Origin of the sequence: Nonomuraea gerenzanensis (assembly GCF_020215645.1) — a bacterium.
In the GTDB taxonomy this organism is placed as follows: domain Bacteria; phylum Actinomycetota; class Actinomycetes; order Streptosporangiales; family Streptosporangiaceae; genus Nonomuraea; species Nonomuraea gerenzanensis.
Map to the genome: position 1 here is coordinate 10,503,125 of NZ_CP084058.1, position 26,876 is coordinate 10,530,000.

General features: G+C 68.7%; 23 protein-coding genes, 2 rRNA genes and 1 pseudogene. 11 read left to right on the forward strand and 15 right to left on the reverse strand.

The genetic code is table 11. The features are described 5' to 3' along the window. The first annotated feature begins 21 nt into the window (after positions 1-21). Positions 22-402 carry a thioesterase family protein gene (locus tag LCN96_RS48860; RefSeq protein WP_225269229.1) on the forward strand — a complete coding sequence of 127 codons (381 nt, stop codon included), beginning with the start codon at positions 22-24 and terminating at the stop codon, positions 400-402. A gap of 27 nt (positions 403-429) precedes the next feature. On the opposite strand, the gene LCN96_RS48865 is transcribed toward LCN96_RS48860, so the two are convergent. The 5 genes from LCN96_RS48865 to LCN96_RS48885 all read right to left on the reverse strand — a co-directional run bounded on the left by LCN96_RS48865 (position 430) and on the right by LCN96_RS48885 (position 5,119). Then, on the reverse strand, positions 430-1,725 hold the full coding sequence (locus LCN96_RS48865) for an HD-GYP domain-containing protein (protein ID WP_225269230.1): 1,296 nt from the start codon (positions 1,723-1,725) through the stop codon (positions 430-432). Then, on the reverse strand, positions 1,722-3,077 hold the full coding sequence (locus LCN96_RS48870) for an HD-GYP domain-containing protein (protein ID WP_225269231.1): 1,356 nt from the start codon (positions 3,075-3,077) through the stop codon (positions 1,722-1,724). Before LCN96_RS48870 ends, LCN96_RS48865 begins: the two co-directional genes overlap by 4 nt. 221 nt (positions 3,078-3,298) lie before the next feature. Next, positions 3,299-4,240 (reverse strand): NAD-dependent epimerase/dehydratase family protein, encoded by a 942-nt coding sequence (locus LCN96_RS48875; RefSeq protein ID WP_225269232.1) that lies wholly within the window; start codon positions 4,238-4,240, stop codon positions 3,299-3,301. A 10-nt stretch (positions 4,241-4,250) separates the two neighbouring features. Next, the gene (gene rsrA / locus LCN96_RS48880) at positions 4,251-4,517 is read right to left on the reverse strand and encodes a mycothiol system anti-sigma-R factor (RefSeq protein WP_225269233.1); all 267 of its coding nucleotides are present in this window, start codon (positions 4,515-4,517) and stop codon (positions 4,251-4,253) included. Further along, the gene (locus LCN96_RS48885) at positions 4,514-5,119 is read right to left on the reverse strand and encodes a sigma-70 family RNA polymerase sigma factor (RefSeq protein WP_043624264.1); all 606 of its coding nucleotides are present in this window, start codon (positions 5,117-5,119) and stop codon (positions 4,514-4,516) included. Before LCN96_RS48885 ends, rsrA begins: the two co-directional genes overlap by 4 nt. 233 nt (positions 5,120-5,352) lie before the next feature. On the opposite strand from LCN96_RS48885, the gene LCN96_RS48890 reads away from it, so the two are divergent. Continuing rightward, positions 5,353-6,096, forward strand: a complete 744-nt coding sequence (locus LCN96_RS48890; RefSeq protein ID WP_225269234.1) for a class I SAM-dependent methyltransferase — start codon at positions 5,353-5,355, stop codon at positions 6,094-6,096. A gap of 129 nt (positions 6,097-6,225) precedes the next feature. Here the strand turns inward: LCN96_RS48890 and LCN96_RS48895 are convergent, their stop codons facing one another. Together LCN96_RS48895 and LCN96_RS48900 are read right to left on the reverse strand one after the other, a co-directional pair. Then, positions 6,226-6,558, reverse strand: coding sequence for a TraR/DksA family transcriptional regulator (locus tag LCN96_RS48895; protein ID WP_225269235.1), 333 nt, complete (start codon positions 6,556-6,558; stop codon positions 6,226-6,228). A gap of 155 nt (positions 6,559-6,713) precedes the next feature. Then, on the reverse strand, positions 6,714-7,460 hold the full coding sequence (locus LCN96_RS48900) for an SOS response-associated peptidase (RefSeq protein WP_225269236.1): 747 nt from the start codon (positions 7,458-7,460) through the stop codon (positions 6,714-6,716). A gap of 368 nt (positions 7,461-7,828) precedes the next feature. Between LCN96_RS48900 and aroA the strand changes: the two genes are divergently transcribed. Further along, on the forward strand, positions 7,829-9,259 hold the full coding sequence (aroA, locus tag LCN96_RS48905) for a 3-phosphoshikimate 1-carboxyvinyltransferase (RefSeq protein ID WP_225269237.1): 1,431 nt from the start codon (positions 7,829-7,831) through the stop codon (positions 9,257-9,259). A gap of 687 nt (positions 9,260-9,946) precedes the next feature. Beyond that, positions 9,947-10,978: pseudogene (rsgA, locus tag LCN96_RS48910) on the forward strand (ribosome small subunit-dependent GTPase A); the annotation flags it as partial. Positions 10,979-11,568: 590 nt separating this feature from the next. On the opposite strand, the gene LCN96_RS48915 reads toward rsgA, so the two are convergent. Continuing rightward, positions 11,569-12,342, reverse strand: a complete 774-nt coding sequence (locus tag LCN96_RS48915) for a hypothetical protein (RefSeq protein ID WP_225269238.1) — start codon at positions 12,340-12,342, stop codon at positions 11,569-11,571. Positions 12,343-12,434: 92 nt separating this feature from the next. Continuing rightward, positions 12,435-12,893 (reverse strand): DUF4442 domain-containing protein, encoded by a 459-nt coding sequence (locus LCN96_RS48920; protein WP_225269239.1) that lies wholly within the window; start codon positions 12,891-12,893, stop codon positions 12,435-12,437. A 63-nt stretch (positions 12,894-12,956) separates the two neighbouring features. Between LCN96_RS48920 and hisN the strand changes: the two genes are divergently transcribed. After that, positions 12,957-13,790: a histidinol-phosphatase gene (gene hisN / locus LCN96_RS48925; RefSeq protein WP_397351822.1), complete on the forward strand. Its 834-nt coding sequence runs from the start codon at positions 12,957-12,959 to the stop codon at positions 13,788-13,790. Here hisN and LCN96_RS48930 read toward each other — a convergent pair. Next, the gene (locus LCN96_RS48930; RefSeq protein ID WP_225269241.1) at positions 13,787-15,478 is read right to left on the reverse strand and encodes a right-handed parallel beta-helix repeat-containing protein; all 1,692 of its coding nucleotides are present in this window, start codon (positions 15,476-15,478) and stop codon (positions 13,787-13,789) included. The two genes, hisN and LCN96_RS48930, sit on opposite strands and share 4 nt — an antisense overlap. Before the next feature lie 60 nt (positions 15,479-15,538). On the opposite strand from LCN96_RS48930, the gene LCN96_RS48935 reads away from it, so the two are divergent. Continuing rightward, positions 15,539-16,369 carry a TetR/AcrR family transcriptional regulator gene (locus LCN96_RS48935; protein ID WP_225269242.1) on the forward strand — a complete coding sequence of 277 codons (831 nt, stop codon included), beginning with the start codon at positions 15,539-15,541 and terminating at the stop codon, positions 16,367-16,369. Positions 16,370-16,417: 48 nt separating this feature from the next. Here LCN96_RS48935 and LCN96_RS48940 read toward each other — a convergent pair whose 3' ends face one another. Together LCN96_RS48940 and LCN96_RS48945 are read right to left on the reverse strand one after the other, a co-directional pair. Continuing rightward, positions 16,418-17,203 carry a fructosamine kinase family protein gene (locus LCN96_RS48940; RefSeq protein ID WP_225269243.1) on the reverse strand — a complete coding sequence of 262 codons (786 nt, stop codon included), beginning with the start codon at positions 17,201-17,203 and terminating at the stop codon, positions 16,418-16,420. Continuing rightward, positions 17,190-17,672 (reverse strand): low molecular weight protein-tyrosine-phosphatase, encoded by a 483-nt coding sequence (locus LCN96_RS48945; protein WP_225269244.1) that lies wholly within the window; start codon positions 17,670-17,672, stop codon positions 17,190-17,192. The genes LCN96_RS48940 and LCN96_RS48945 overlap by 14 nt, the downstream gene beginning before the upstream one ends. Before the next feature lie 120 nt (positions 17,673-17,792). Between LCN96_RS48945 and pstS the strand changes: the two genes are divergently transcribed. From pstS to LCN96_RS48970, 5 genes are read left to right on the forward strand one after another with little or no spacing between them, the layout of a single operon-like run. After that, positions 17,793-18,905 carry a phosphate ABC transporter substrate-binding protein PstS gene (pstS, locus tag LCN96_RS48950; protein WP_225269245.1) on the forward strand — a complete coding sequence of 371 codons (1,113 nt, stop codon included), beginning with the start codon at positions 17,793-17,795 and terminating at the stop codon, positions 18,903-18,905. Between the two features lie 6 nt (positions 18,906-18,911). Beyond that, entirely contained in the window at positions 18,912-19,892 is a 981-nt protein-coding gene (gene pstC / locus LCN96_RS48955; protein ID WP_225269246.1) for a phosphate ABC transporter permease subunit PstC, read from the forward strand. Beyond that, complete coding sequence (gene pstA / locus LCN96_RS48960) at positions 19,889-20,764, forward strand: phosphate ABC transporter permease PstA (protein ID WP_225269247.1); 876 nt, start codon at positions 19,889-19,891, stop codon at positions 20,762-20,764. Before pstC ends, pstA begins: the two co-directional genes overlap by 4 nt. A gap of 15 nt (positions 20,765-20,779) precedes the next feature. Then, positions 20,780-21,559: a phosphate ABC transporter ATP-binding protein PstB gene (gene pstB / locus LCN96_RS48965; RefSeq protein WP_225269248.1), complete on the forward strand. Its 780-nt coding sequence runs from the start codon at positions 20,780-20,782 to the stop codon at positions 21,557-21,559. A gap of 26 nt (positions 21,560-21,585) precedes the next feature. Then, complete coding sequence (locus LCN96_RS48970; RefSeq protein ID WP_225269249.1) at positions 21,586-22,284, forward strand: winged helix-turn-helix transcriptional regulator; 699 nt, start codon at positions 21,586-21,588, stop codon at positions 22,282-22,284. On the opposite strand, the gene LCN96_RS48975 is transcribed toward LCN96_RS48970, so the two are convergent. The 3 genes from LCN96_RS48975 to LCN96_RS48985 all read right to left on the reverse strand — a co-directional run bounded on the left by LCN96_RS48975 (position 22,253) and on the right by LCN96_RS48985 (position 26,684). Then, the gene (locus LCN96_RS48975) at positions 22,253-23,200 is read right to left on the reverse strand and encodes a serine hydrolase (RefSeq protein ID WP_225269250.1); all 948 of its coding nucleotides are present in this window, start codon (positions 23,198-23,200) and stop codon (positions 22,253-22,255) included. The two genes, LCN96_RS48970 and LCN96_RS48975, sit on opposite strands and share 32 nt — an antisense overlap. Before the next feature lie 201 nt (positions 23,201-23,401). Continuing rightward, a 5S ribosomal RNA gene (gene rrf / locus LCN96_RS48980) occupies positions 23,402-23,518 on the reverse strand. A 63-nt stretch (positions 23,519-23,581) separates the two neighbouring features. Continuing rightward, positions 23,582-26,684: ribosomal RNA gene (locus LCN96_RS48985) — 23S ribosomal RNA — on the reverse strand. Positions 26,685-26,876: the final 192 nt, after the last annotated feature.

Genomic DNA, 26,876 nt, shown 5'->3' on the forward strand with positions numbered 1-26,876 from the left:
GCCACATGAGAGGCTCAAGCCATGACGCTCACGCCAGGTCTCCGTGCCCAACTGCTCATCATGGTCGAGATGGAGGACACCGCGAAGCGGATCGGCAGCGGCGACGTCCCGGTGCTGGCCACGCCGCGTCTGCTCGCGCTGGCGGAGGCGGCGACCGTACGCGCCGTCGAGCGGCACCTGGCGCCCGGTGAGACGTCCGTCGGCACCCGGGTCGAGCTGGAGCACCTGGCGGCCAGCCCGCTGGGCGCGCACGTGCAGGTCGGGGTGGAGCTGACCGAGGTGGACGGCAGGCGGCTGGTCTTCGCGTTCGAGGCCCACGACCAGCACACCGTGGTCGGCAAGGGCACCATCGAGCGGGTCGTGGTCGATCGCGCCAAGTTCCTCGCCCGCGCCATCCGCTGACCACCTGCCAGCAGCCGCCTTCTCGGCTCACACGCGGCCGCGGTCGATCACCCGCGCGAGCGCCTCGACCGCGTGAGGGTCGTACGCGCTGCCCGACGACAGCCGGATCCGCTCCAGCGCCGCCCCGCCACGGTCACGGTCGGTCGAGGGGCCCACGAGGTCGTCGTAGGCGTTGGCGACCTTGATGATGCGGCTCGACAGCGGCGGGTCGTCGGTGATCGGGTCGCACTGCCTGCTGACCACCTCGGCCACCCGGTCGAGCACGCCCGTCTGCCTGATCACCTCGGCGCCCAGCTCGGCGATGCGGCGGGCCTGCTCGGGCTCGGTCAGCACGGTCGCGCCGCCGGGGATCGGGTCGCGTAGCGAGAGCTGGCCGATGTCGTGCATCAGCGCCGCGTACTCCAGCTCCAGCAGCTCCGGCTCGGCCATGCCCAGCTCTCTGCCGATGGCCACCGCCAGGCGGCTCACCCGGCGCGAGTGCCCCGGCTCGACGTAACCGCCGACCTCGGTGACCCGGGACAGCGCGCGGACGGTCTGCAGGTAGGTGGCCCTGATGCCGGCGTACTTGCGGAAGGCCACCTGCGTGACCAGCAGCGGCGCCGCGAACACCAGCAGCGCCACCAGGTCCATGCTGTGCGTGGCCAGGGCCAGCAGCACGCCCGATGAGGCCACGGCGGCGCCCAGCGGGAAGGCCATGTTGATCTCGTCGCGCACGGCCACCCTGAACGCCGTGCGCACCTGCTCCGCGCGCAGCAGCGCGGCGATCAGCACGTCGATCAGCAGGGCGATCGCGATGAGCGTGACCATGACCACGAGCGCCGGCCACCACGTCTGGGTGGGCGGCTTGGTCAGCTCGTAGAGCGGGGTCGCCAGCGGCCGGAACGCGAAGGCGAGCAGCGCTCCGGTGAGCAGCCGCCTGGCCATCGCGTCGAGGCGGGGCGGCCGGCCGACGGCCAGGTGCGGGAGCGCTCCCGCGGTCATGCCGACGGCGATCACGGCCACGACCTGCAGCGCGGAGTGCTCCAGCGGCGTCTGGCTGAGGTCGAGCAGCAGCGTGTAGCCCAGCGCGGCGGCGGCGCCGATCGGCGCGACCTCCCTGTTGCCCGGCATGGTGAGCCTGGCCAGCTCGCCGACCGCGATCAGCGCGCCGAACCCGACCGCGATCTCCGGCCGCTCCAGCCCGACCGCCGCCGTGTGCGCCACGCCCGCCAGCGCCACCAGACCGGCCGCGCAGATGAGCAGGAGCTGGCCGGAGTCGAGGCGGCGCAGGACCGTGTTCAGCGATCGGCTGGTGGTGCGCCTGGCACGCTCTGTGGTGATCATGAGCCGGTCACGACCTGGATGGGCATGGTGGGGTCGTCGTGGTCCTTGATGGTGGCGTCGGCGGCGTCGGGCGGCGGCTGGTCCACCCGGCGCGGCGGCTGCCACGGCTCGCGTTCGAGCGCGCGGATGAAGGCCGCCACCATCACCGGGTCGAAGTGCGTGCCCGCGCTCTTGCGCAGCTCCTCCACGGCCTCGGGCACGGGCCTGGCGCCGCGGTAGGAGCGGTCGGAGGTCATCGAGTCGAACGCGTCGGCCACCGCGATCACCTTGGCGAACTCGGGGATCTCGTCGCCCGCCAGCCCCATCGGGTAGCCGGTGCCGTCGTGCTTCTCGTGGTGGTGCATGATCCCGGCGTACGCCTCGTCGAGGAAGCCGATGCCCCGCACGATCTCCAGCCCGCGCATCGGGTGCAGCTGGATCGCGGCGAACTCCTCCTCGGTGAGCGGCCCGTCCTTCTGCAGCACCTTGGTGGGCACGCCGAGCTTGCCCACGTCGTGCAGCATGCCGGCGTAGCGGATGGCGCGCACCCGCTCCAGCCCCATGCCGACCTCCTGGGCGATCATGGAGGAGGCGTGCGAGACCCGCGTGCAGTGGCCCCTGGTGTAGTAGTCCTTGGTCTCCACGGCCTGGCAGAGCGCGGCGATCGTGGCGTCGTAGGAGCGCTGCTGCGCGTGGTACTGACCGAACGCCCACCGCGCCACGAACAGCGGCAGCAGCACCAGCACGGCCGAGATCGACGCCACGGTGGCCCACAGGCCCGCCACCAGCAGCCCGAACGTCCCGTAGCCCAGGTAGGACAGCAGGAACTGGGCCATGCCGCGCATCGGCACCTCGGTGGCCCGCACCTGGGTGGCCAGCCCGACCATGGTGAGCGTGAGCGCGATGTTGAGCGGCACGAAGACGGCCGTGGCGGCGGCGTACGGGCCGATGAGGTCGTCGAAGGCGTTGACCTCCGGCACGCCCACCCGGCCGTGCAGCGCCTCGTACACGCGGCCCGCCACGAAGCCGCAGATGGCGAACTGCGCACCGTTGAACAGCCGTTTGATCAGCGGCAGCCCGGGCCGCACGCTCAGCACGGCGGTCAGGCCCACCAGCGCCGCGCCCTCGGGGCCGATCAGCACCACGGCGGCGAGCGAGGCGGAGAAGCTCACCGAGACCGCGAACTGCTCCACGTTGAGCAGCGTCGGCATCGACTCGCACACCAGGAACAGCAGGGCCAGCACCAGGAGGATGTCGAGATCCTCGGTGGCCACGGGCGCGCCGGAGACCATCACGCCGCGTACGACGAGAGCGGCCGCCGCACCGATCACGGCGACCAGATAGACCCTTGCGGGCCACGGCAGATCACGCATTGCGGCCCTCCATGGCGATCAGGTCCAGGACACCCCAGGCGGAACCACTCCGCCCATCAGCATGATCACCGGGGTGATCAGCACGACGGCCGTGAGCAGCCGGGCGACCGTAACCTTGAACATCCAGTTGCCTCCACGTCGACTTGTGGGGTTCACGCTACAGAACCCGACGTGGCCGCACGGGCGGAGTCGGAAATCGCAAGCAAAGCGTAATCAAGCCACTACTTCACGCGACGGCTCGCGGCCCACTCGACGGTCTGCTTGATCCCGGTCGACAGGTCGGTGCGCGGCTGCCAGCCGAGCCCGTCGTGCGCGGGCACCGGATCGACCGCCATCGCCGGCAGATCGCCCACGCGCGGCGGCGCGAAGCCCGGCTTGTCCTGGGCGCCCGCCGCGTCGGCGATCAGCGAGTGCAGCCGCCGGTCGGTGGTCTGGATGCCGGTGCCGAGGTTGAAGCGGCGGCCGTTGCCCTCGGAGCCGCACGCCTTGACGAAGCCGTCCACCACGTCGCCGACGTAGACGTAGTCGCGGGTCTGGGTGCCGTCGCCGTACAGGACCGTGGGCGTGCCGTTGAGCAGGGCGTCGGTGAAGATGGCCACCACGCCCGCCTCGCCCTCCGGCGACTGGCGCGGGCCGTAGACGTTGGACAGGACCAGCGTGGTGTACTCGATGCCGTACAGCGCGCGGAAGGTGGCGAGGTAGATCTCGCCGCTGAGCTTGGAGGCGGCGTACGGCGAGCGCGGGTCCGTGGCCGCGTCGCCCGGCACGGGGATCGTCGCCGGGCGGCCGTAGACGGCCACCGACGAGGCGAACACCACCTTGCGCGTGCGCCCCTCGTGGGCCGCGTGCAGCACGGCCGCGGTGCCCTCGACGTTGAGCCTGGCGTCGTGCGCCGGGTCGGTGACGCTCTTGCGCACGCTGATCTGCGCGGCCAGATGGCAGACGACCTCCGGCTGCAGCTCGGCCATCAGCCCGATCAGCGCCGGGTCCCTGATATCCAGCTCGTGCAGCCGGAACCGGTCGCTGCGCGCGGCCTCCAGCAGATTGTCGCGTGAGCCGGACGACAGGTCGTCCACGACGTGCACCTCGTGCCCGTCGGCCAGGAGGCGATCGACGAGATGAGAACCGATGAAGCCGGCACCCCCGGTGACCAGTACGCGCATGGAGGAGATCCTAGTCCGCCAGCTCGGACCTCACCTGCGCGATCCGGGCCAGGACCTTCGAGCGCAGGTCCGCCGGGACGGGGTCGCAGCCGCAGTGCTTGTGCACGAGCGCCTTGATCGCCTTGTCGAGGTCGTACTCCTTCAGGCACGGGCTGCACTCGTCGAGGTGCACGCGGATCTCCGCGACGTCCCCCTCGGTCAGCTCACCGTCGAGGTAGGAGTACACCTTGTCGAGGACCTCGCGACAGTCGGTGTCGTGCGGGTTGCCACAGCTCATTTCGATCCCTCCGCCGGGACCAGGCCACGCTCGCGAGCATAGTCCTCAAGGAGGCCCCGGAGCTGCCTGCGTCCTCTGTGCAGCCTCGACATCACGGTGCCGATCGGAGTGCCCATGATGTCGGCGATCTCCTTATAAGGGAAGCCTTCGACGTCTGCCAGGTAGACGGCGATCCTGAACTCCTCGGGCAGGGCGGCCAGCGCCTGCTTGATGTCACCGTCGGGCAGGTGCTCCAGCGCCTCCACCTCGGCGGACTTCAGCCCGCTCGAGGTGTGGGACTCGGCGCGCGCGAGCTGCCAGTCCTCGATCTCCTCGGTGCCCGACTGCTTCGGCTCCCGCTGCTTCTTGCGGTAGCTGTTGATGAAGGTGTTGGTCAGGATCCGGTAGAGCCACGCCTTGAGGTTCGTGCCCTGCTGGAACTGGTGGAACGACGCGAACGCCTTGGCGAAGGTCTCCTGTAGCAGGTCCTCCGCGTCCGCGGGATTTCGGGTCATCCGGAGCGCGGCGGAGTAGAGCTGTTCGAGATACGGCATGACGTCGCGCTCGAATCGCTCGCTTCGCTGCTCCAGCGTCTCCGCGCCTGTCGCGGGCACCGGACCCACCCCCCTAAGATCACCGGTGGCCGGCTGTGGCGGAACACCGTACTCAGGGGAGGATACCCGCTGGCCCGCGACCACCCGGTCAGCGGGCTGGGGTTCTACCAATGTGAGCATGCTCGTCGCAACACGCCCGCGCCCTTGTCTGTTCCCGCAAGATAGAAGGTACGAAGGACCCGGTGCGGGGAACGTCATACGTACCGGCTGGTAGCCCTTTTTCCGGAACCCAGGAGTCGCGTGTGCTGCCCATTCCGGCCGAGGAACTGAACGGCTCAGGGACGCTCGGGCCGTACTGGACCTTCTACCGCGCCGTCGCCGCCGAACAACTCAACCGATGGCTCCCCGGCGAACCCTCAGTGATCCTCGATCTCTCCGGCGGCCGCGGCAAGTGGTCCGGTCAGGCCGCCAGACTGGGGCACAGGGTGATCGAGGTGCTCGACTTCCGCCGGACCCCCGACGGGCTGTCGCGGCTGCGCGACGCCGACCGCGTCCGCCATGTACGCGCCGACGACCTGGCCTTCCTGCCCGACGCGAGCGTCGACGCGGTGCTCGCCGAGGAACGCGTGATGTCGATCGAGCTGATGGCCGAGTCGGCGATGAACGACGTGGCCAGGGTGCTGCGGCCGGGCGGGCGGGCGCTGGTGTGCGTCGACTCGCTGGTGCTGGGCATGGCGATCCTGGCCGAGCAGGAGCAGTGGCAGCACCTGCGGCAGACCGGCGAGGTCATGCTCGTGCCCTGGCCCGACGGCAGCATCACGCGCTGCTTCAGCAGCGGGCAGCTGCGCGAGCTGCTGATCGGGGCGGGGCTGGAGGTCGAGTGGATGCGCCCGCGCACGGTGCTGTCGCCGTCCACGGTGGACCATGTGCTGAGCTCCGATGCCCGGGCGCTCAACTATCTGGTGCGCACCGAGCTCGAAGCCCAGCCCAACGACGACGACACGGTGGGCATCCACCTGGTCGCCAGCGCCCGCCGTCCCGACTAGGGGCGACTGAGCGGCGGGCGCCCGCCGTCCCGGTTTCGGGGTGATCCGCCGTCTGGGGTGACCCGCCGCGGTCGCCGCGCCGCCGTTCTTCGTGTCCGGCGGCGGCTGTGGCGTGGGCCCCGCGGGCGCTCAGCGGCGGCGCTCCTGCTTGCCCTGGCACTGCACGCAGCGCGCGGCCTCCGGACGGGCCTCCAACCGGCCCTCCGGCACCGGGCTGCCGCAGTCGACGCACCTCCCGTACACGCCTTCGTCGATGCGCTTCAGCGCCTCCATGATCGCCTGGCGTTGCGTCGTGGCCACGGTCAGCATGGCCTGAGCGCGATCGGCATCGGTCAGATCGGAGCCGGCGTCCGCCGCGGAGTGCTCACGTACGGCGACGGGATCCCCCTGGAGGACCCCGATCGAACGGTCCAGCTCCGCGAGCATTTCTTCCAGCCGCTCACGAGCGGTCGTGACGTCCACGAATCCGCACCTCCGGGTAAATGAGGGCAACCCGCGGCTAGGACTCCCCGGATGTCCCGCCCGGTGCAATTAGGGGGCATTTCTGGCGGTGACACCGAGTAGACGGATGCATCGCTTTCCTCACCGGATGCCCACTAACCGCGCTTCTTACACCTTTAGAAAAGCGCGGTTTCCTCCTCCTCAGGGAGAGGTTTGATGAGGTCCGGGCCATTGTTCCGTACGTTGTTGACATCCGTGGACACGGCGTACGCGGTGAGCCGCCCAGGCTCGGCGGGCACCAGCAGCCGCCCCGCCTGCTCGGTGTCGGTGAGCTTGGGGTCGAGCCACTCCGCCCAGTGCTCCTGGTCGATCATCATGGGCATCCTGTCGTGGATGCGGCCGAGCTGGTCCTCGGCGTTGGTCGTGATGACGGTGCAGGTCACGAGCCACTTGAGCGGGTCGTCGTCCTCCCGGGACGGGTCCTTCCAGAACTCGTACAGGCCCGCCATCGCCAGCACCCCGCCGTCGGCGGGATGGATGAAGTACGGCTGCTTCTTCTTCTTTTCGCCCTCGACGGGCATCCACTCGAAGTAGCCGTCGGCCGGCAGCAGGCACCTGCGCTTGGCGAACGCCTGCCGGAACGACGGCTTCTCCGCCAGCGTCTCGGCCCTGGCGTTGATCATCCTGGAGCCGATCGACGGGTCTTTGGCCCACGCCGGCACCAGGCCCCACTTGACGACCCTGAGCTGCCGCACCGCCCGCTCGGCCTCCTTGGGCACGCGGCTCAGCACGGCGTAGACGTTCTTGGTGGGCGCGACGTTGTAGTCGGGGCCGAGCTCCTTGTCGGGCTCGGCGTCCTGCTCGACCTGGAACTCCTCGAGCAACTCGTGCTTCTTGCGCGCCGACGCGTATCTACCGCACATGACCCCACACTGCCACGTCATGCCTCCGACCGCATGCCCCCACCTCCCCACCAGCCCGTCCACAGGCTGCGCCAGCCACCACAGCCGCCCACTCACACGCCACGACGGGCACGCCAGCCGCCCACCCAACACGCTCCTACAGCCACGCCAGCCGCCCACCCAACACGCTGCTACAGGCACGCCAGCGGTTCACCCACAGCAGTGACAGACACGCCAACCCCCATCCGCACACTGCGACAGCCACACCAATCGCCCGTCCACAGGCGGCGGCAGGTCCCGCCACCCCTCCTCCACAGGCGGCGACAGACACACCACCCGTCGTCCACAAGCCGTGACCCCCTCCCCGCCACGACCAGTACTCTTTGACCATGCCCGCTCCGCACTGGCCCGCACCGACGGCGACCACCCCGGTCACCGCCACCGTCCCACTGCCCGGCTCCAAATCGGTGACCAACCGCGCGCTCCTCCTCGCCGCGCTCGCCGACGGCCCGGGAGTCGTGCGCCAGGCGCTGCGCAGCCGCGATGCGGACCTGATGGTGGCGGCGCTGCGAGCCCTCGGCACGACGCTGGTGTCCACGCGCGAGACCTCAGCGGGCGTCGACTGGCAGGTCACACCGGGCCCGGTCCGCGGCGGCGCCCACATCGACGTCGGCCTGGCGGGCACGGTCATGCGGTTCGTGCCCCCGGTGGCCGCCCTGGCCGACGGCCCGGTCTCCTTCGACGGCGACCCGCACGCCCGCAAGCGCCCCATGGGCCCGATCCTCGACGCCCTGCGCTCACTCGGCGCCAGGATCGACAACGACGTGCTCCCGTTCACGATCAGCGGGCCGCTGCCGGGCGGCGAGGTCACCCTCGACGCGTCCGGTTCCTCACAGTTCGTCTCGGGCCTGCTGCTGGCAGCGGCACGCTTCGAGAAGGGCATCACGATCCGCCACGTGGGCCCGCCGGTGCCCTCGCTGCCGCACATCGAGATGACCGTGGAGATGCTGAGAGCGGTGGGCGTCCGGGTCGACGCCGGTGAGCGCAACGTGTGGCGGGTGGAGCCCGGCCCCATCGCGGCCAGGGACATGACGGTGGAGCCCGACCTCTCCAACGCGGCCCCGTTCCTCGCCGCGGCCCTGGTGACGGGCGGCACGGTCACGATCCCCGCCTGGCCACTGCGCACCACCCAGGCAGGCGACGCCCTCCGCGACCTCCTCACCACCATGGGCGCCACAGTCACCCGCACGCAAGCGCCCCCCGCCACCACCTCGGCGACGCCGGGCACCACCGACCCGGCGGGCTCCGGCACCGCCAACCCGACAAGCTTCGGCACCGCCGACTCGGCGAAATCCGGCACCGCCAGTCTGACGGGCTCTGGCTCCAGCAGCCCGGCGGCGTCGGTCACCACCGACCTCGTGGTCACGGGCACCGGCCGGATCACCGGCATCGACACCGACCTGCGTGACGTGGGCGAGCTGACCCCGACGATCGCCGCCCTCGCAGCCCTGGCCTCGACCCCCAGCCGCATCCGGGGCGTGGCCCACCTGCGCGGCCACGAGACCGACCGCCTCGCCGCACTCGCCACCGAGATCAACCGTCTGGGCGGCGACGCCGAGGAGACCGAGGACGGTCTCATCATCCGCCCCCGCCCGCTCCACGGCGGCATCTTCCACAGCTACGACGACCACCGCATGGCCACGGCCGGCGCGGTCATCGGTCTGGCCGTGCCGGAGGTGCAGGTGGAGAACATCGCGACGACCGCCAAGACCTTGCCGGAGTTCGTCCGGATGTGGACGGCGATGCTGGAAGCCCGATGACCTCCGCGATCAGCGCCGCCCGGCACCGTCCCCCGGCGGCTGGTTTCACCCGCAGCACGTCGGGCACTTCGGTGAAGGGCGGCACGTGACAGCGCGCTGCCCGCATGGCGACCAGAAGATCCACCAGCACCACCCCGCCACCCGTCCGAGCCAGGGTGGCGTCCGCGACACCGACACCGGCTACACCTACACGCACACGTCCAGCACCGCCCGCACGTGCCGTCCCTTCACGAGCCCCGTGCAGCGGCGCTCCACAGAGCACGGCGACGCGGCCCCCGCGGGGCACGGCCACGTCGAACGGCCCTCAGCAGGGCGCGACCACGGCGGGCAGCGCTCGACGGGGCCCGGCCACGCCGGCCGGCGCCCTACAAGGCGCGGTGACCGGCGCGTCGCAAGGCACGATCACGGCGACCGACGCACCGCAAGGCACGGCCACGGCGACCGGCTCGCCATGGGGCACGGTGACGGCGGTCGGCACATCACCAGCACAGGCACCACAGCACGAAGCAGGACCATCGGCACCACCGCAGGAAGCAAGACCATCAGCACCACCGCACGAGGCACGACCATCAGCACCACCGCATGGAGCATGACCACCAGAGCAAGACCACCGCAGGGGCCAGCACCAGCACCACTATCAACACAGTTCCAAGCACAGAGGGGAAGCGAGCGCATGGGAGCGGACCGCTGAGAAAGCGGGAGTACGACGAGGACGACGTACGGGTCAGGCCGGGCAAGGGATCCCGCCCCAGGACCCGGATCCGTCCTGCGCACGAGGACGCCGTGGAAGGGTTCGTGGTGGCCGTCGACCGGGGCCGCTACACGACGCTGGTCGAGCCGGAGCGCCCGAAGGGCTCGGCCCAGAAGCGCAAGCCGCCGCAGCGCCGGCTCGTGGTGGCCATGAAGGCCCGCGAGCTGGGCCGCAAGGGCATCGTCGTGGGCGACAGGGTGGCCCTTGTCGGAGACGTCTCCGGCCGCCCGGACACGCTGGCCAGGGTCGTACGCGTGGAGCCGCGCACCTCGATGCTGCGCCGCTCGGCCGACGACACGGACGACACCGACGGCATCGAGCGCCCTGTCGTGGCCAACGCCGACCAGCTCGTCATCGTGACCGCCCTGGCAGACCCGCCGCCGCGGCCCCGCATGATCGACCGGATCCTCGTGGCGGCCTTCGACGCCGAGATCGACACCCTGCTCTGCCTCACCAAGTCCGACCTCGCGCCGCCCGACGAGCTGGTGGCACTCTACGAGCCGCTGGGCGTCTCGCACGTCGTGGTTCACAAGGGCGGCTCGCTGGACGAGCTGCGCGAGCACCTCGCCGGCCGCATCAGCGTCCTGGTGGGCCATTCGGGCGTCGGCAAGTCGACGCTGGTCAACGCCCTCGTCCCGGATGCCAACCGCGCCGTCTCCCACGTCAACGCCGTCACCGGCCGGGGCCGCCACACCTCCACCTCGGCCGTGGCCCTGGAGCTGCCGGAGGGAGGCTGGATCATCGACACACCCGGTGTGCGGAGCTTCGGCCTGGCGCACGTGTCGGTGGAGACGGTGCTGGCGGCGTTCCCCGACCTGGTGGAGGGCACGGTGGAGTGCCCGAAGGGCTGCACGCATCTGGGCGACGACTGCGCGCTCGACGCGTGGGTGGCGGCGGGCAAGGCCGACCCCGCCCGCCTGGAGTCCCTCCGCCGCCTGCTGTCCAGCCGCGAGGGCACCTCGGACGACTCCACAAGCTCCCGCCGCGAGGGCACCTCGGACGACTCCACAGGGTCCGGTCGTGAGGGCACCTCGGACGACTCCACGCGGTCCCTCCGCGAAGGCAACGTGGAGGACCGATCAGGGGCCCACGACGAGGACGCCACCGGCGACACGCCCGCACCCCACCGCGACCCCGTCCAGAACGACGCCTCCTGACGCGCTCCACGGCCTCTGAGCCTTCATCGCCCCGCTCCGAAGCCGACGCGGCTCTCAGTGCCAAACGTGCCGTCACGTCAATCGCCGAGACGCCGCACCACGCGCTACAACGCGACACCGTGAGCGGCGGAGCCAGCGCGCGGGCTACAGCGCCACGCCACGAGCCGTCGAGACGACGCCGCACCACGCGCTACAGCGCGACACCACGAGCCGCCCTGCGCTACAGCACACCCTCGTTGGGCCCAGCACGCCCACACGCCACGCGCTCCAGCCCCTCCCCAGATCCATAACGCGGCGCTACACGCAGAGGCCCAGCCCCGTAGCCACAGGGACGACGCCCGAAATCCCGAACGCACGACCTCACAACCCACCCGCCACACGCAAAGCCGAAGCGCGACAAGTCACTGCCAGGCCAGCTCCCACCACCCGACGGCCCGAAGAGACCCCAACACCTGAAGCAGATCGGTCTGCGTCGTAACACTGCTCCGAACCCTCACCGAAGCCCCACCCCATTCCGCAGCCAACCCCACATCCACATCCTCATCATCAACCCAAACCCCCGGCACCACCTCACGACAAGCATCCAAACGCACATGCCCCTCCACACACCTCTCCCGAGCCCCCACACCCCCCATGGCCCGAACATCAACCTCCAGCGCCTCCCCCCGCGCTGACTCGTACCGAAGCGACAACTCCCCACCAGAGACATTGACGTAAGCAAGCCGATACCCAGGCACCTCCGGCACAACGACAGGAATCCCCGCACGAGCAGCCGCTGCCCCTTGCCCCAACGCGACGACCCACCCCCTCCCCAAAACCCCTGCCAGCCCCAGCACCCCCACCACCGCGACCACGACCACCCGCGTCCGAAGCCGGACCGGCAGCATCGCGGCAGCGGCGAGGGCGAAGCCGAGCGCGCCGACGCCCATGAAGGCCAGTCGACTCCCCCACTCACCCAGGTTCGTGCTGACGGCGGGCGAGACCAGCACCAGCAGCAGCAACAACCCCACAGCGACCGGCCCCATGACCGACATCAGCCACCACCGGGGCAACTTCGCCCAGAGAGACAGCAACATGCTCACGGGAAACGGCCCGACCACCATGACCAGGGCCGCGAGCAGATCCTCCTGCTGCAGTGCCAGATCGGAGAGTGCGTCCTCGGCGAGCCCGATCACGGCCCCCACCAGGGCGGCCCGAAGTAAGACGGACATACCTGAGCATGGCCCATGCTCAGGTGACCAAGTCAAGCGCCGCACCGGAGAGCCGACTACGAAGGCCGAGCGGGCCGGTTCGGCCGGAGGGTCCAGGTGACGGTCAGGGCGGACACCACGGCGCCGTCGGCATTGGTGATCTCCACGGCCACGTCGAACACCGGCCGCTCCCCCGCGTCCAGCTTCGCCACCACCTCATCACGCGAGGCCAGCAGCCGCGCCTCGGCCCGCACCTGCCCCACCGCCACCTTCCGGTACTCGATGGTGGCCGTGGTGGGCAGCGGCACCGCCCGGCTCAGCTGGTCACCGAGCGACGACAGCACGGCGGCCCCCGAGGCGGACTCGGCGAGCGTGAAGAGTACCCCGGCGTGCGGCCCTGACACGTGGTTGTGGAGTTCCGGACGGTCCGGAACGTGGCAGACCGCCCGTCCGTCCGCCACCGTGTCGAAAACGATCCCCAAAGTCCGGGCAAACGGAACTGTATCCAGCAGCAAGCCACCGATATCTACCGACATACCGCACATGCTACTGGCCAGTAACTGGAATGCGAGTTACCAGAAAAGGGGCGTTAGTGACTGATGTTCTGCATAGCCGACACGGTAGCGTGGGCGACCGTGCAGGGTTATAACGATGATCTTCGCCTCGCGCATGTCATGGCGGACGCCGCCGATGACCTGACCATGCGGCGGTTCAAGGCGGTCGACCTGAAGGTCGAGACCAAGCCCGATCTGACGCCGGTCAGCGACGCCGACCGCGCGGTGGAGGAGGCCATCCGGGGCACGCTGCGCCGTGCCAGGCCCCGCGACGCGGTGGTGGGCGAGGAGTTCGGCAAGACCGGGTGGGGCGCCCGGTCCTGGATCATCGACCCCATCGACGGCACCAAGAACTACGTGCGCGGCGTACCGGTCTGGGCCACGCTGATCGCGCTCATGGAGTACGGCAGGGTGGTCGTCGGCCTGGTGTCGGCCCCCGCCCTCGGCCGGCGCTGGTGGGCGGCGGCCGAGGGCGGCGCGTGGACGGGCAAGAGCCTGACCAAGGCGTCCCGGATGCGGGTGTCGTCGGTGTCGGCGCTGGAGGACGCCTCGTTCTCCTACTCGAGCTTCGGCGGCTGGGAGAAGCGCGGCAAGCTCGACAACTTCCTCGACCTCAGCCGCGCCTGCTGGCGCACGCGGGCATACGGCGACTTCTGGTCGCACATGATGGTCGCCGAGGGCTCGGTGGACCTGTCGGCCGAGCCGGAGCTGTCCCCGTGGGACATGGCGGCGCTCACCGTGATCGTCGAGGAGGCCGGCGGCGTCTGGACCGACACCGCCGGCGTGAAGGGCCTGGAGGGCGGCAGCCTGGTCTGCACGAACGGTGTCCTGCACGACGAGGTGATCAACCGCCTCAACGGCACCACGATCAGAAGCTAGCCCCGGGGCCGCAGCAGCCCCGCCCGCGACCGGATGGCCTCGGTGGCGGCGTTCAGCTCCCGTTCATCCTTGATGGTCACATTCCCCTCGTACGTGACCCCGCTCGGCGGGTCGTCGTGCCCCAGCGGATCGGCGTCCCAGAAGTTGCCCCGGAAGGTGACGTTCTCCAGCGGCGGCCCCACATGCAGGACGGACGTGTTGTCGGCGCGCATGACCACGTTCTCCTCGACGATCACCCCGCTGGCCCCGTAGTCGAGGTAGAGCCCGAAGTTGTACGGCGTGCGCGTGTCCACGATCACGTTCCCCCGCACCTCGGCCCCCTTCTCCTGAGGCCCGCTCAAATACACCCCGCCCCCGTCGGCCAGCACCTGCATGGTGCCGGCGGTGAGGTTGCGCAGGATCCTGGTGCCCTCGCCGGGCCCGGCGACGATGCCGCAGTGCGGCACCTCCCCGACCTCGTTGTGCGCGACCACGCAGTCCCGCGTGCCGGTCACGGCGATCCCCGGCGACCCGCTGAACTCCAGCCCGACCCGCCGCACCCGGTTGTCCTCCACGGTGGTCGCCCGGCTGCCGGAGACCACGACGCCACCGGCCGACAGCGTGTCGAACTCGCAGCCGCGCACTCTCAGCCCTTCACCCCCGGAGACGCCCAGCCCGGACGCCCCGAGCCGGGTGAACCGGCAGCCCTCGACCGCCACGCCGGCCGTGTCCTCGAACCGCACACACGCGGGAATCGTGACGGAAGCCGTAGGATACGTCACGGAGGCGCCTTCGCCCAGGACGGCAGTCTCCACCCCGCCGCCCTCGTAGTAGCCGCTCCCGTGGTAGTGCACGAACCCTTCGGGACGGCCGGGCCGCAGCCAGGTGGCGTCCGCGAAAATCAGCCCCCTGAACGCCACCTCCCGCGCCCCCGCGACCCGCACCAGCGTCTCCAGGACCGGCGCGACCACCGTCGTCCGCGCGGGGTCCTCCCCGGGCAGCGGCAGGTACATCAGCACGTGCTCCCCCGGGCGCGACCGGTCGAGCACGAAGGTGCCCGGCTCGCGCAGGAAGCCCGGATCGTTCTCGATCGCCGTCGGCAGCCCGGGGCCGTGGGAGGTGTTGCCCTCCCAGGTCGAGTTGTACAGCTCCATGGCCCAGCCGAAGCCGGGCTGTGCCATGGTGATCACCGTTCTGCCCCCGTCGTCGGCGGCGGCCCCGGCCATCCCCAGCCGCGCCTCCGTCCACGGGTAGACGCCCCGGTACACGAACTCGGCGCCCCGCCAGCCGAGCGGCTCCGCGCTGTCGGTGACGTAGCCGGTCGCGGTCGCCTCCGCCGCTCCCGGCAGGCCGGGGATCGCGGCCCGCGCGGCCCGCCGCCCGTCCACGTAGAGCTGGCGGACCTCCAGGTCGCCGACCTCTGCCAGCCAGACGCCGTCGCGCTCGCGCCACCCGGTGATCGGCCGGCCGCCGCTCACCACCGCCTCCTCCTGCTCGGCGGTGCCGTAGCCGTACGCCTCGTAGACCGTCCCCGAGTCGGCCTCCGTGAGCTCGAACGGCCGGGTCAGCACGTGCGTGCCGGCCCGGAGCCGGACGACCGCCCCGCCCGCGACCTCGCGGGCCGCGGAGCGGGCCCGCTCCAGAGTCCTGAAGGGACGCTCGGCGGAGCCCTGCCAGGAGTCGTCCCCCGCAGGAGACACATGGAACATCTCAGCCACCTCCACCTTGTTTATGCCGTACACATCGGAGTACACCATAAACTATGAGCCATGCCAACGAGCCAGAATCCGGTCGAGCTGTTGTGGCGCGAGGAGGAGCCGGAGCCGCGCCCCGGCCTGAGCGTGGGCAGGATCGTGCGCGCCGCCGTCGAGCTGGCCGACGCCGAGGGCCTGGAGGGCCTGTCCATGCGCAAGGTCGCCGACCGGCTCGGCTTCACCACCATGTCGCTCTACCGCCACGTGCCCGGCCGCGACCAGCTCGTCGAGCTGATGAGCGACGAGGTGATGCGCGAGCACCCGGAGCCGCCGCCGCCCGAGCAGGGCTGGCGCGCCCGGCTGGAGGCCATCGCCAGGCAGGCGTGGGAGATCCGCAAGCGGCACCCCTGGCTGGCCGAGGTGCGCGGCACCCGCCGCCTGCCCGGCCCGCACGCCGTCGCCCACTACGACGACCTGCTCGCCACGCTGACCGGCACCGCGCTCAGGCCGTCCGAGGTGATCGCCGCCGTCGGCCTGCTCGGCCGCTTCGTGGACGCCGAGGCGCTGGTCCTGGTCGAGACGCTGCGCGAGGAGCGCCGCAGCGGCATGTCCGAGCAGGAGTGGTGGGGCGGCCGCGACGACCTGTACGAGCGCCTCGACCGCTACCCCGCCATCACGCACCTGTGGGAGTCCGGCGGCTGGGACGACCCGGAGGACTCCTTCGAGTTCGGCCTGCGCCGGCTCCTGGACGGCATCGAGGCCCTCATCCAGGAGCGTGAGGAAACCCGTGACGAAACCTGCCAGGAGTGCGGCAAGCCGCTGGACCCGGCCGCGTCAGGCCGTCCCCGCGTCTACTGCTCACGCGCGTGCCAGCAGCGCGCCTACCGCAGGAGGAAGACCGGCTAGCCTCCGTAGGAGGAAGACCGGCTAGCCTCCGCACAGGAGAAGGACCGGCTAGAGCGCCAGCACGCGGCGCACCGCACCCATCAGGCTCTCCCGGTAGGACCCGCCGTACAACACCACGTGCACGAGCAGCGGATGCAGCTGGTGCAACGGCACCCGCTGCCGCCACCCCTCCGCAGGCGGCCACTCCTCCCGATAGGCCCCCAGCACCCGATCCAGGTACGGCAGCCCGAACAGCTCCAGCATCGCCAGATCCGTCTCCCGATGCCCGCCATGGGCCGCGGGATCGATCAGCACCCCGTCCCCGCCGGACCACAACACGTTCCCGCTCCACAGATCCCCGTGGATCCGCGCCGGCGGCTCCGGCGGCCCCGCCACCTCGGCGAACCGCTCCACGGCCCGCTCCACCAGCGCGGCGTCGGAGGCAGGCAACCGGGCCAGCCGCAGGAACGGCAGCACCCGCCGTTCACCGTAGAACGACGGCCAGTCGGCGCACGGCGCGTTGTCCATCGGCAGCTCGGCGATGAACCCGGCCCACGGCGCGCCGAAGCCGGGTGCCCCGGCCCGGTGCAGCCGCGCCAGCGATCGGCCGAACCGTTCGGCCGCCGCCGCGTCGGGCCGCTCCTGGCGTACCCAGGACAGCACGAGCCGGTCGGGACCCACCTCGATCACCTCCGGCACCGCGGCGGCCTCGCCCAGCCAGCGCAGCCCCGCGGCCTCCGAGGCGAACACCTCGGAGGCGCCGCCGCTCTTGGCGAACACCTCGCGCCCGTCGTCCAGCACACCCCGCCGCAGCCGCCAGCCGTGCGAGGAGCCGAGATCCTCAGTGACTCTCATCGACCGCGTCGGCGATGTGCTTGGCGACGCCCACGGCGGCGGCCTCGACCAGGCCCAGCACCTCCTCGAACCCCTCCCGGCCCCCGTAGTAGGGATCCGGCACCTCCGCCCCTTCCGGGGCATCCGGGTCGAACGACCGGAACAGCCGCACCTCCACCCCGGCGGCGGCCAGCCTGCGCAGATTGGACAGATTGTCCCGATCCATGGCGAGGACGAGGTCGTAGCGGTCGAACCAGTCCTTGGTGAACTGCCGGGCCCGATGCGTCGAGCCGTCGTAGCCGTGCTCGGCGAGGATCCCCAGAGCCCGCTCGTCCATGGGATCCCCGACGTGCCACCCGCCCGTCCCGGCGCTCTCGACGACGACGCGGTCGCCCAGACCGCGGTCGGCGAGCGTCTGGCGGAGGACGACCTCGGCCATCGGCGATCGGCAGATGTTCCCCATGCACACCACGCACACGCGATAAGTCATAACACCCATCATGAGGGTGACCTGGTGCGTTCACCGAACGTTCACCCTCGGTAGGGGGTCTGAGTCACCTTCGCTGCATACCTTCATGGCGACTAAGGACCAAGTGGGAGGAACCCAACCGTGAAGTATGCAGGCCGGCTCGCCGCCGTCGCCGTCGTCGGCGCGCTCTCGCTCGCTGCGTGCGGCACAGACAACAACGCCGGCGCTGGCAGCACCAGCTCCGCCAGCGCCAGCGCACCCGCCGCGGGCAACGACAACGGTGGCCTGAGTGGCACGATCAACGCCGCGGGCTCCTCGGCCCAGGCCAACGCGATCACCGAGTGGACGAAGAACTTCACGGCCACGAACCCCGGCGTCACCCTGAACTACCAGCCCAGCGGCTCGGGCGCAGGTGTGCAGGCGTTCATCCAGGGCACGGTCTCCTTCGCCGGCTCTGACTCGGCCCTGAAGGAGGACGAGCCCACGCAGGCCAACGCCCGGTGCAAGACCGGCAACGCCATCAACATCCCGATGGTGACCGGCCCCGTCGCGGTCGTCTACAACCTGCCCGGCGTGGAGGGTCTGCAGCTGTCGCCCAAGACGCTCGGCGGCATCTTCAACAGCACGATCACCAAGTGGGACGACGCCGCCATCAAGGCCGACAACCCCAACGCCACGCTGCCCTCCACCCCGATCCAGGCCTTCCACCGCTCGGACGAGTCGGGCACCAGCGACAACTTCACCAAGTTCCTCAAGGCCACCGCCGAGTGGCCGTACGAGCCCGCCAAGGCGTGGCCGGCCGAGGCCAAGGGCCAGGGCTCCAAGGGCTCCGACGGCATCGCCTCCTCCGTCAAGGACACCGAGGGCGCGATCTCCTACGTCGAGCTCTCCTACGCCGAGAACTCCTCGCTGCAGAAGGCCAAGGTCGCCAACGGCGCCGGGGAGTTCGTCGAGCTGACCCCCGAGAGCGCGGCCAAGACCGTCGAGACGGCCGAGATCAAGGGCACCGGCAACGACCTCGCTCTGTCGATCGACTACGCCACCAAGACGCCGGGCGCCTACCCGATCGTCCTGGTGACCTACGAGATCACCTGTGAGAAGGGCCTGCCTGCCGAGGAGTCCAAGGTCGTCAAGGCCTTCCTCCAGTACACCTCCAGCGACGAGGGCCAGGCGGCGCTCAAGGAGCTGGGCTACGCCCCGCTCTCGGGCGGGCTGCTGACCAAGGTCCGGACCGCGGTCGAGGCGATCTCCTAATCCCCGATGGCGACCAACGTACGTACCCGTGACGGCGGGCCGGCCACGAGCCGGTCCGCCTCGCGGCGCAGCCGCGGTGAAGCGCCCTTCCGTTTCCTGTCGACCGCGGCCGGCGTCACCCTGCTGGCGATCATGGCGGCCATCGCCGTGTTCCTCATCAGCGAAGCGATCCCGGCCCTTCAGGCGAACAAGGCGAACTTCTTCTCGGAGCTGACCTGGGAGCCCAACAGCAGCCGCGAGTTCGGCATCGCGGCGCTGGCGTTCGGCACCGTCCTCAGCTCCCTGCTCGCGCTCGTCATCGCGACCCCCGTCGCGGTCGGCGTGGCGCTGTTCATCTCGCACTACGCGCCGCGCCGCCTCGCCGCCCCGCTCGGCTACCTGATCGACCTGCTCGCCGCCGTCCCCAGTGTGGTCTACGGCCTGTGGGGCGTGGCGTTCCTGGTGCCCCTGCTCAGGACGCCGTCGCAGTGGCTCAACGAGAACCTCGGCTGGTTCCCGCTGTTCGCCGGTGAGGGCATCATCGGCGGCAAGACGATGCTCGCCGGTGGTGTCGTGCTGGCCATCATGATCCTGCCGATCATCGCGGCCATCTCGCGCGAGGTCTTCCTCCAGGCGCCGAAGATGAACGAGGAGGCGGCGCTCGCGCTCGGCGCGACCCGCTGGGAGATGATCAGGATGGCCGTGCTGCCGTTCGGCCGCCCGGGCGTCATCAGCGCCGCCATGCTCGGCCTCGGCCGCGCCATGGGCGAGACCATCGCGGTCGCGCTGATCTTCCCCGCCACCTTCGACATCACCTTCCAGATCCTCACCCCGCATGCCAACAGCATCGCGGCGAACATCGCCAACGGCTTCGGCGAGGCCAACACCATCGGCCGGGGCGCCCTGATCGCATCCGGTCTGGTGCTGTTCGTCATCACGCTGCTGGTCAACATGGCCGCGCGGTTCGTCATCAACCGTCGCAAGGAGTACGCGAGGGCCGGCGCATGACCACGATCCAACACATCTCCACCGGCCGCCGGATCAAGGACCGGGTCGTCCAGGGCCTGGTCTATCTGGCGTTCGCGCTGGCCGTGGTGCCGCTCGTCTCCGTGCTCTGGCTGGTCATCTCCAACGGCCTCGAACGCTTCGACCTGGAGTTCCTGACCCACTCCATGAACGGCATCGGGGCCAGGGACGCCAACGGCGGCGCCTACCACGCCATCATCGGCACGCTCGAACAGGTCCTGCTGGCCTCGCTCATCTCCGTGCCGATCGGCCTGCTCACCGCCATCTACCTGGTCGAGTACGGCAACGGCGGCCGGCTGAGCCGCGCCATCAGCTTCTTCGTGGACGTCATGACCGGCGTCCCTTCCGTCGTTGCGGGCCTGTTCGTCTTCGCGTTCTGGATCCTCTTCCTCGGCTTCGAGTTCTCCGGCTGGGCGGGCGCGCTGGCGTTGTCCATCCTGATGATGCCGACGGTCGTGCGATCCGCCGAGGAGATGCTGCGGCTGGTGCCGGGCGACCTGCGTGAGGCGTCGTACGCGCTGGGCGTGCCCAAGTGGCGCACCATCGTCAAGGTCGTGCTGCCCACCGCGTTCACCGGCATCGTCACCGGCGTCATGCTGGCCGTGGCCCGCGTCGCCGGCGAGACGGCCCCGCTGCTGATGACGGTGTTCTTCACCAACTCCATCAACAACGACCCGTTCAACGGGCCGCAGATGGGCCTGCCGCTCTTCGTCTTCGACCAGGCGGCCCGGCCCAACGACACCGCCATCGACCGGGCGTGGACCGGAGCCCTCACGCTCATCCTGATCGTCATGCTGCTCAACCTGCTGGCGCGCCTGATCGCCTGGTGGCGCTCGCCCGCCAAGGGCCGATAGGGGGAAACCACAGAAATGTCCAAGCAGATCCAGGTTTCGGGCCTGGACGCGTACTACGGGTCGCACAAGGCGATCGAGGACGTGTCCATGACCATCGAGCCTCGTTCGATCACCGCCTTCATCGGCCCGTCGGGATGCGGCAAGTCGACCTTCCTGCGCACGCTCAACCGCATGCACGAGGTCATCCCCGGCGCCCGGGTGGACGGCAAGGTGCTGCTCGACGGCGAGGACCTGTACGCCCCCACGATCGAGCCCGTCTCGGTCCGCCGGATGATCGGCATGGTCTTCCAGCGCCCCAACCCGTTCCCCACGATGTCCATCTACGAGAACGTGGCCGCCGGCCTGCGCCTGAACCGCGGCCGCATCGCCAAGTCCGAGCTGGACGGCATCGTCGAGGACTCCCTCAAGGGCGCCAACCTCTGGAACGAGGTCAAGGACCGCCTCAACAAGCCCGGCGCCGGCCTGTCCGGCGGTCAGCAGCAGCGCCTGTGCATCGCCCGCGCCATCGCGGTGCAGCCCGAGGTCCTGCTGATGGACGAGCCGTGCTCGGCCCTCGACCCGATCTCCACGCTGGCCATCGAGGACCTGATGGCCAAGCTGAAGGACCAGTACACGATCGTCATCGTCACCCACAACATGCAGCAGGCCGCCCGCGTCAGCGACAGGACGGCGTTCTTCAACCTGGCCGCGCAGGGCCAGCCCGGCAAGGTCGTCGAGATGGACGAGACGTCCCGGATGTTCACCAACCCGACGCAGAAGGCGACGGAGGACTACATCACGGGGCGCTTCGGCTGATGACCCGACAGCAGGCGGCATCCACGATGAACGGGGACACGAGGACCAAGCCCGTGCTGCTCATCGCCGACCCCGACGACTCCGTCGTGGACGACGTGGCCACGGCCCTCGAACGCGAGGGCGTGGCCGTGACCGGTGCCCCCGACGGCGCGCAGGGCCTGCTGCAGGCCGGCGCCCTCCAGCCGGACGTGGTTCTGGTCTCGGCCACGCTGCCGGTCATCGACGCGGTCGAGTTCGTCCGCGCCGTACGGCGGGCCCGGGCCGTGCCCGTGCTGCTCGGCGTCGGTGAGGGGCACGCCGAGCAGGCGGTACGCGCGCTCGCGGCCGGCGCCGCCGCCTGCGTGGCCAGGCCCTACAGGGTGCCGGAGCTGCTGCCGTTCATCCAGGCGGCCTCGCCCGAGTCCCGCAAGGTGCTGGCCGTGGGCGGGGTCGAGCTGGACGTCCAGGCCTATCAGGTACGCGTCGCCGGGCGGGCCGTGCACCTGCCGTTGCGCGAGTTCGAGCTGCTGCAGTACCTCATGCGCAACGCCGACCGCACGGTCACCCGCGAACAGATCATGCGCCACGTCTGGCACGCCGCCGCCAACACCTCGACGAACACGATCGCGGTGCACGTCAAACGGCTGCGGGCGCGCCTGGGCGACGAGGACGACCAGCTCATCCAGACCGTACGCGGAGTGGGCTACCGGCTCGTCACCCCGGGCATCGCCGAAAGTCACGCATGATCCGCTCGGCCACGCCTTCCACCGTCGCGATGCCGTACGCCACCTCGGGGCTGCCCTCGGTGAGTACGGCAACGGCGTAGTCGCGCCCGTCACTCCTGATCAGCCCGACGCTGATCGTGGCCCAGAGCTTGTTCGAGACGCGCTTGAGCCAGCCGTTCTTCAGCGCCACGCGCTCGCCCCGGCACGCCGCGGCGCTGATACCCCAGTCCTGGCTGTCCACGACCGCGCCCATGAGCCTGAGCACCTGCCGGCGATCCGCCGCCTTCAAGGGGCTCTTCCCTGACACCAGCGCCGCCATGAGCCGCACCTGATCGTCCACGGACGTCCTGGTGATCCCCCAGCAGTACAGATCGACGCAACTCCCCGGCACGCCCCTGGTGTGCTTCAGCCCCAGCTTCCTGCCTGCCGCGTCGAACCCCGCCGCGCCCCCGATTCGCGACCACAGCCGATCCGCGGCGTGGTTGTCGCTGTAGCGGATCATCTTCTCGGCATCCTGCCTGACCGCCCCGGGCAACTTCTTCCACGGCGTACGCAGCAGCAGCGCCATGAGTATCTGCACCTTGGCCGTGCTGGCCGTGATCAGCCGCTCCCCCGCGTGGTACCGGTAGACCCGCCCGGTCTCCAGCTCCTTCACCATCGCCGTCACCGGCCCCGGCCGACCGGCCAGGAACCTGTCGAGCCGCTTGGAGATGCGCTTGGCCGGCACCTGCGCCACTGTCTCCCTGCCGACGCTCTCCTCTGCCAGGTGCAACCGAGGCACGGCCGCGCGCTGGTGCACCGTGGACGCGCTGACGGGGGATGGCACGGCGGCGGCACCGACCTCGACCGGCACCTGGTTCCTGGCTGCCAGCAGCGGCGCTACCAGGGCGAGGACGATGATCAGTCGTGGTATCGCTCTCGCCCCGACCGCGATCACGGCAGCATTATCACGAAAGATCGCGAGCCGCCGCTAGACGTGAACGCGCATCATTCTCGTGAACTCAGGACGAACGCAGAAACGGCCCCGACACACACCGGTGTCGAGGCCGTGAAACGAAAGCCCTTGCGCATCGACGCCGGGACCCCTGGAAAAGCGAAGAGGCCCCGACGCTCAGCATCGGGGCCTCTCCAAACGATTGTCCGGCGGTGACCTACTCTCCCACACCCTCCCGAGTGCAGTACCATCGGCGCAGAGAAGCTTAACTTCCGGGTTCGGAATGTAACCGGGTGTTTCCTTCCCGCCATAACCGCCGTAACCCTGCGAAACAGCACTGGTTGCTGTCTCAGAATTGCCTAGTGGACGCGAGCAAGAAGCTTTGTGGTCAAGTCCTCGGCCTATTAGTACCGGTCAGCTCCACACGTTACCGTGCTTCCACCTCCGGCCTATCAACCCGGTCGTCTACCGGGAGCCTTACCCACTCTCGTGGTGGGAGACCTCATCTCAAGGCGAGCTTCCCGCTTAGATGCTTTCAGCGGTTATCCCTTCCGAACGTAGCCAACCAGCCGTGCACCTGGCGGTACAACTGGCACACCAGAGGTTCGTCCGTCCCGGTCCTCTCGTACTAGGGACAGCCCCTTTCAAGTCTCCTGCGCGCGCAGCGGATAGGGACCGAACTGTCTCGCGACGTTCTAAACCCAGCTCGCGTACCGCTTTAATGGGCGAACAGCCCAACCCTTGGGACCTACTCCAGCCCCAGGATGCGACGAGCCGACATCGAGGTGCCAAACCATCCCGTCGATATGGACTCTTGGGGAAGATCAGCCTGTTATCCCCGGGGTACCTTTTAGCCGTTGAGCGACACCGCTTCCACACGCCGATGCCGGATCACTAGTCCCAGCTTTCGCTCCTGCTCGACCCGTCAGTCTCACAGTCAAGCTCCCTTGTGCACTTACACTCGACACCTGATTGCCAACCAGGCTGAGGGAACCTTTGGGCGCCTCCGTTACCCTTTAGGAGGCAACCGCCCCAGTTAAACTACCCACCAGACACTGTCCCCGATCCGGATCACGGACCAGAGTTAGACGTTCAAAACGACCAGAGTGGTATTTCACCAATGACTCCACCCGAACTAGCGTCCGAGCTTCCCAGTCTCCCACCTATCCTACACAAGACGCTCCAAACGCCAATGTCAAGCTGTAGTGAAGGTCCCGGGGTCTTTCCGTCCTGCTGCGCGTAACGAGCATCTTTACTCGTAGTGCAATTTCGCCGGGTCTGCGGTTGAGACAGCGGGGAAGTCGTTACGCCATTCGTGCAGGTCGGAACTTACCCGACAAGGAATTTCGCTACCTTAGGATGGTTATAGTTACCACCGCCGTTTACCGGCGCTTAAGTTCTCACCTTCGCCCAGCAAGCTGAGCTAAGCGGTCCCCTTAACGTTCCGGCACCGGGCAGGCGTCAGTCCGTATACATCGTCTTACGACTTCGCACGGACCTGTGTTTTTAGTAAACAGTCGCTTCCCCCTGGCCACTGCGACCCCCACCAGCTCCGAGTGCAAGACTCATCACCAGCAGAGGTCCCCCTTCTCCCGAAGTTACGGGGGCAATTTGCCGAGTTCCTTAACCACAGTTCACCCGATCGCCTTAGTATTCTCTACCTGACCACCTGAGTCGGTTTAGGGTACGGGCCGCCACAACACTCACTAGAGGCTTTTCTCGGCAGCATAGGATCATCCACTTCACCACAATCGGCTCGGCATCACATCTCAGGATATCGCGCGGCGGATTTGCCTACCGCACTCCCTACATGCTTACCCCAGGACAACCATCGCCTGGGCTGGACTACCTTCCTGCGTCACCCCATCGCTTACCTACTACCCAATCAGGCCGAGCGTTCACTCTGACCCCAAGCCCGAAGGCTTTAGGCGAGTTAAGGACTCTTAGTATCAAGGGGTTCAGTATGGGCGCATTGAAGCGGGTACGGGAATATCAACCCGTTGTCCATCGACTACGCCTGTCGGCCTCGCCTTAGGTCCCGACTTACCCTGGGCGGATTAGCCTGGCCCAGGAACCCTTGGTCATCCGGCGCGAGGGTTTCTCACCCTCGATTCGCTACTCATGCCTGCATTCTCACTCGCACAGCCTCCACAACTAGATCACTCTGCTGCTTCACCGGCTGCACGACGCTCCCCTACCCACCAACAGCTTTCACTGTCAGTGCCACGACTTCGGCGGTGTACTTGAGCCCCGCTACATTGTCGGCGCAGAATCACTTGACCAGTGAGCTATTACGCACTCTTTCAAGGGTGGCTGCTTCTAAGCCAACCTCCTGGTTGTCTCTGCGACTCCACATCCTTTCCCACTTAGCACACGCTTAGGGGCCTTAGTCGGTGATCTGGGCTGTTTCCCTCTCGACTACGAACCTTATCGCCCGCAGTCTCACTGCCACGCTCTCACTTACCGGCATTCGGAGTTTGGCTGACGTCAGTAACCTTGTCGGGCCCATCGGCCATCCAGTGCTCTACCTCCGGCAAGAAACACGCGACGCTGCACCTAAATGCATTTCGGGGAGAACCAGCTATCACGGAGTTTGATTGGCCTTTCACCCCTACACACAGATCATCCCCCAGGTTTTCAACCCTGGTGGGTTCGGTCCTCCACCCAGTCTTACCTGAGCTTCAACCTGCCCATGCGTAGATCACTCCGCTTCGGGTCTACAGCATGCGACTCAAACGCCCTCTTCAGACTCGCTTTCGCTACGGCTCCCCCACACGGGTTAACCTCGCCACACACCATAACTCGCAGGCTCATTCTTCAAAAGGCACGCAGTCACATCACACAGAAGCAAGCTCCTGTACGCTCCTACGGCTTGTAGGCACACGGTTTCAGGTACTATTTCACGACCCCTCACCGGGGCACTTTTCACCTTTCCCTCACGGTACTCGTGCACTATCGGTCATCAGGGAGTATTTAGGCTTACCAGGTGGTCCTGGCAGATTCACACAGGATTCCTCGAGCCCCGTGCTACTTGGGATCCCCTCCAGCAGTCGACAAGGTTTCGCCTACCCGGCTCTCACGGTCTACGGCAGCCCTTCCCAGAGCTTTCAACTACCCCATCGATTTATCACTGCTCGAAGCAGCGGCAGCCACTTCAAGAAGGTCCCACGACCCCGGACATGCAACGCCTGCCGGCTATCACACACGCCCGGTTTAGCCTCATCCGCTTTCGCTCACCACTACTCACGGAATCACTGTTGTTTTCTCTTCCTACGGGTACTGAGATGTTTCACTTCCCCGCGTTACCACCAACCGCCCTATACATTCAGGCGGAGGCAACACCACATGACTGGTGCTAGGTTTCCCCATTCGGACATCCCCGGATCAACGTCTGGTTGGCGACTCCCCGAGGCTTAACGCAGCCTCCCACGTCCTTCATCGGCTCCTGATGCCAAGGCATCCACCGTGTGCCCTAAAAAACTTGGCCACAAAGATGCTCGCGTCCACTATGCAAATCTCAAACAACAAACAGCAAACCACCGCCACAGACATATGCATGCCTGCTTGAGTGGTCCTGTCCCAGAAGAACCGGTCGCCCGTTTCCTCAGGACCCAACAGTGTGTCCAGACACCGCATCACCCCTGCACCGTCGTTCCCACTCCCCTTACGAGGCGGTACT

Excerpts from the sequence above, each read along its gene's own strand:
- LCN96_RS48860 (WP_225269229.1), top strand. The coding sequence starts at position 22 with ATGACGCTCACGCCAGGTCTCCGTGCCCAACTGCTCATCATGGTCGAG.
- LCN96_RS48865 (WP_225269230.1), bottom strand. The coding sequence starts at position 1,725 with ATGATCACCACAGAGCGTGCCAGGCGCACCACCAGCCGATCGCTGAAC.
- LCN96_RS48870 (WP_225269231.1), bottom strand. The coding sequence starts at position 3,077 with ATGCGTGATCTGCCGTGGCCCGCAAGGGTCTATCTGGTCGCCGTGATC.
- LCN96_RS48875 (WP_225269232.1), bottom strand. The coding sequence starts at position 4,240 with ATGCGCGTACTGGTCACCGGGGGTGCCGGCTTCATCGGTTCTCATCTC.
- rsrA (WP_225269233.1), bottom strand. The coding sequence starts at position 4,517 with ATGAGCTGTGGCAACCCGCACGACACCGACTGTCGCGAGGTCCTCGAC.
- LCN96_RS48900 (WP_225269236.1), bottom strand. The coding sequence starts at position 7,460 with ATGTGCGGTAGATACGCGTCGGCGCGCAAGAAGCACGAGTTGCTCGAG.
- aroA (WP_225269237.1), top strand. The coding sequence starts at position 7,829 with ATGCCCGCTCCGCACTGGCCCGCACCGACGGCGACCACCCCGGTCACC.
- LCN96_RS48920 (WP_225269239.1), bottom strand. The coding sequence starts at position 12,893 with ATGTCGGTAGATATCGGTGGCTTGCTGCTGGATACAGTTCCGTTTGCC.
- hisN (WP_397351822.1), top strand. The coding sequence starts at position 12,957 with ATGTTCTGCATAGCCGACACGGTAGCGTGGGCGACCGTGCAGGGTTAT.
- LCN96_RS48930 (WP_225269241.1), bottom strand. The coding sequence starts at position 15,478 with ATGTTCCATGTGTCTCCTGCGGGGGACGACTCCTGGCAGGGCTCCGCC.
- LCN96_RS48935 (WP_225269242.1), top strand. The coding sequence starts at position 15,539 with ATGCCAACGAGCCAGAATCCGGTCGAGCTGTTGTGGCGCGAGGAGGAG.
- LCN96_RS48940 (WP_225269243.1), bottom strand. The coding sequence starts at position 17,203 with ATGAGAGTCACTGAGGATCTCGGCTCCTCGCACGGCTGGCGGCTGCGG.
- LCN96_RS48945 (WP_225269244.1), bottom strand. The coding sequence starts at position 17,672 with ATGACTTATCGCGTGTGCGTGGTGTGCATGGGGAACATCTGCCGATCG.
- pstC (WP_225269246.1), top strand. The coding sequence starts at position 18,912 with ATGGCGACCAACGTACGTACCCGTGACGGCGGGCCGGCCACGAGCCGG.
- pstA (WP_225269247.1), top strand. The coding sequence starts at position 19,889 with ATGACCACGATCCAACACATCTCCACCGGCCGCCGGATCAAGGACCGG.
- pstB (WP_225269248.1), top strand. The coding sequence starts at position 20,780 with ATGTCCAAGCAGATCCAGGTTTCGGGCCTGGACGCGTACTACGGGTCG.
- LCN96_RS48970 (WP_225269249.1), top strand. The coding sequence starts at position 21,586 with ATGAACGGGGACACGAGGACCAAGCCCGTGCTGCTCATCGCCGACCCC.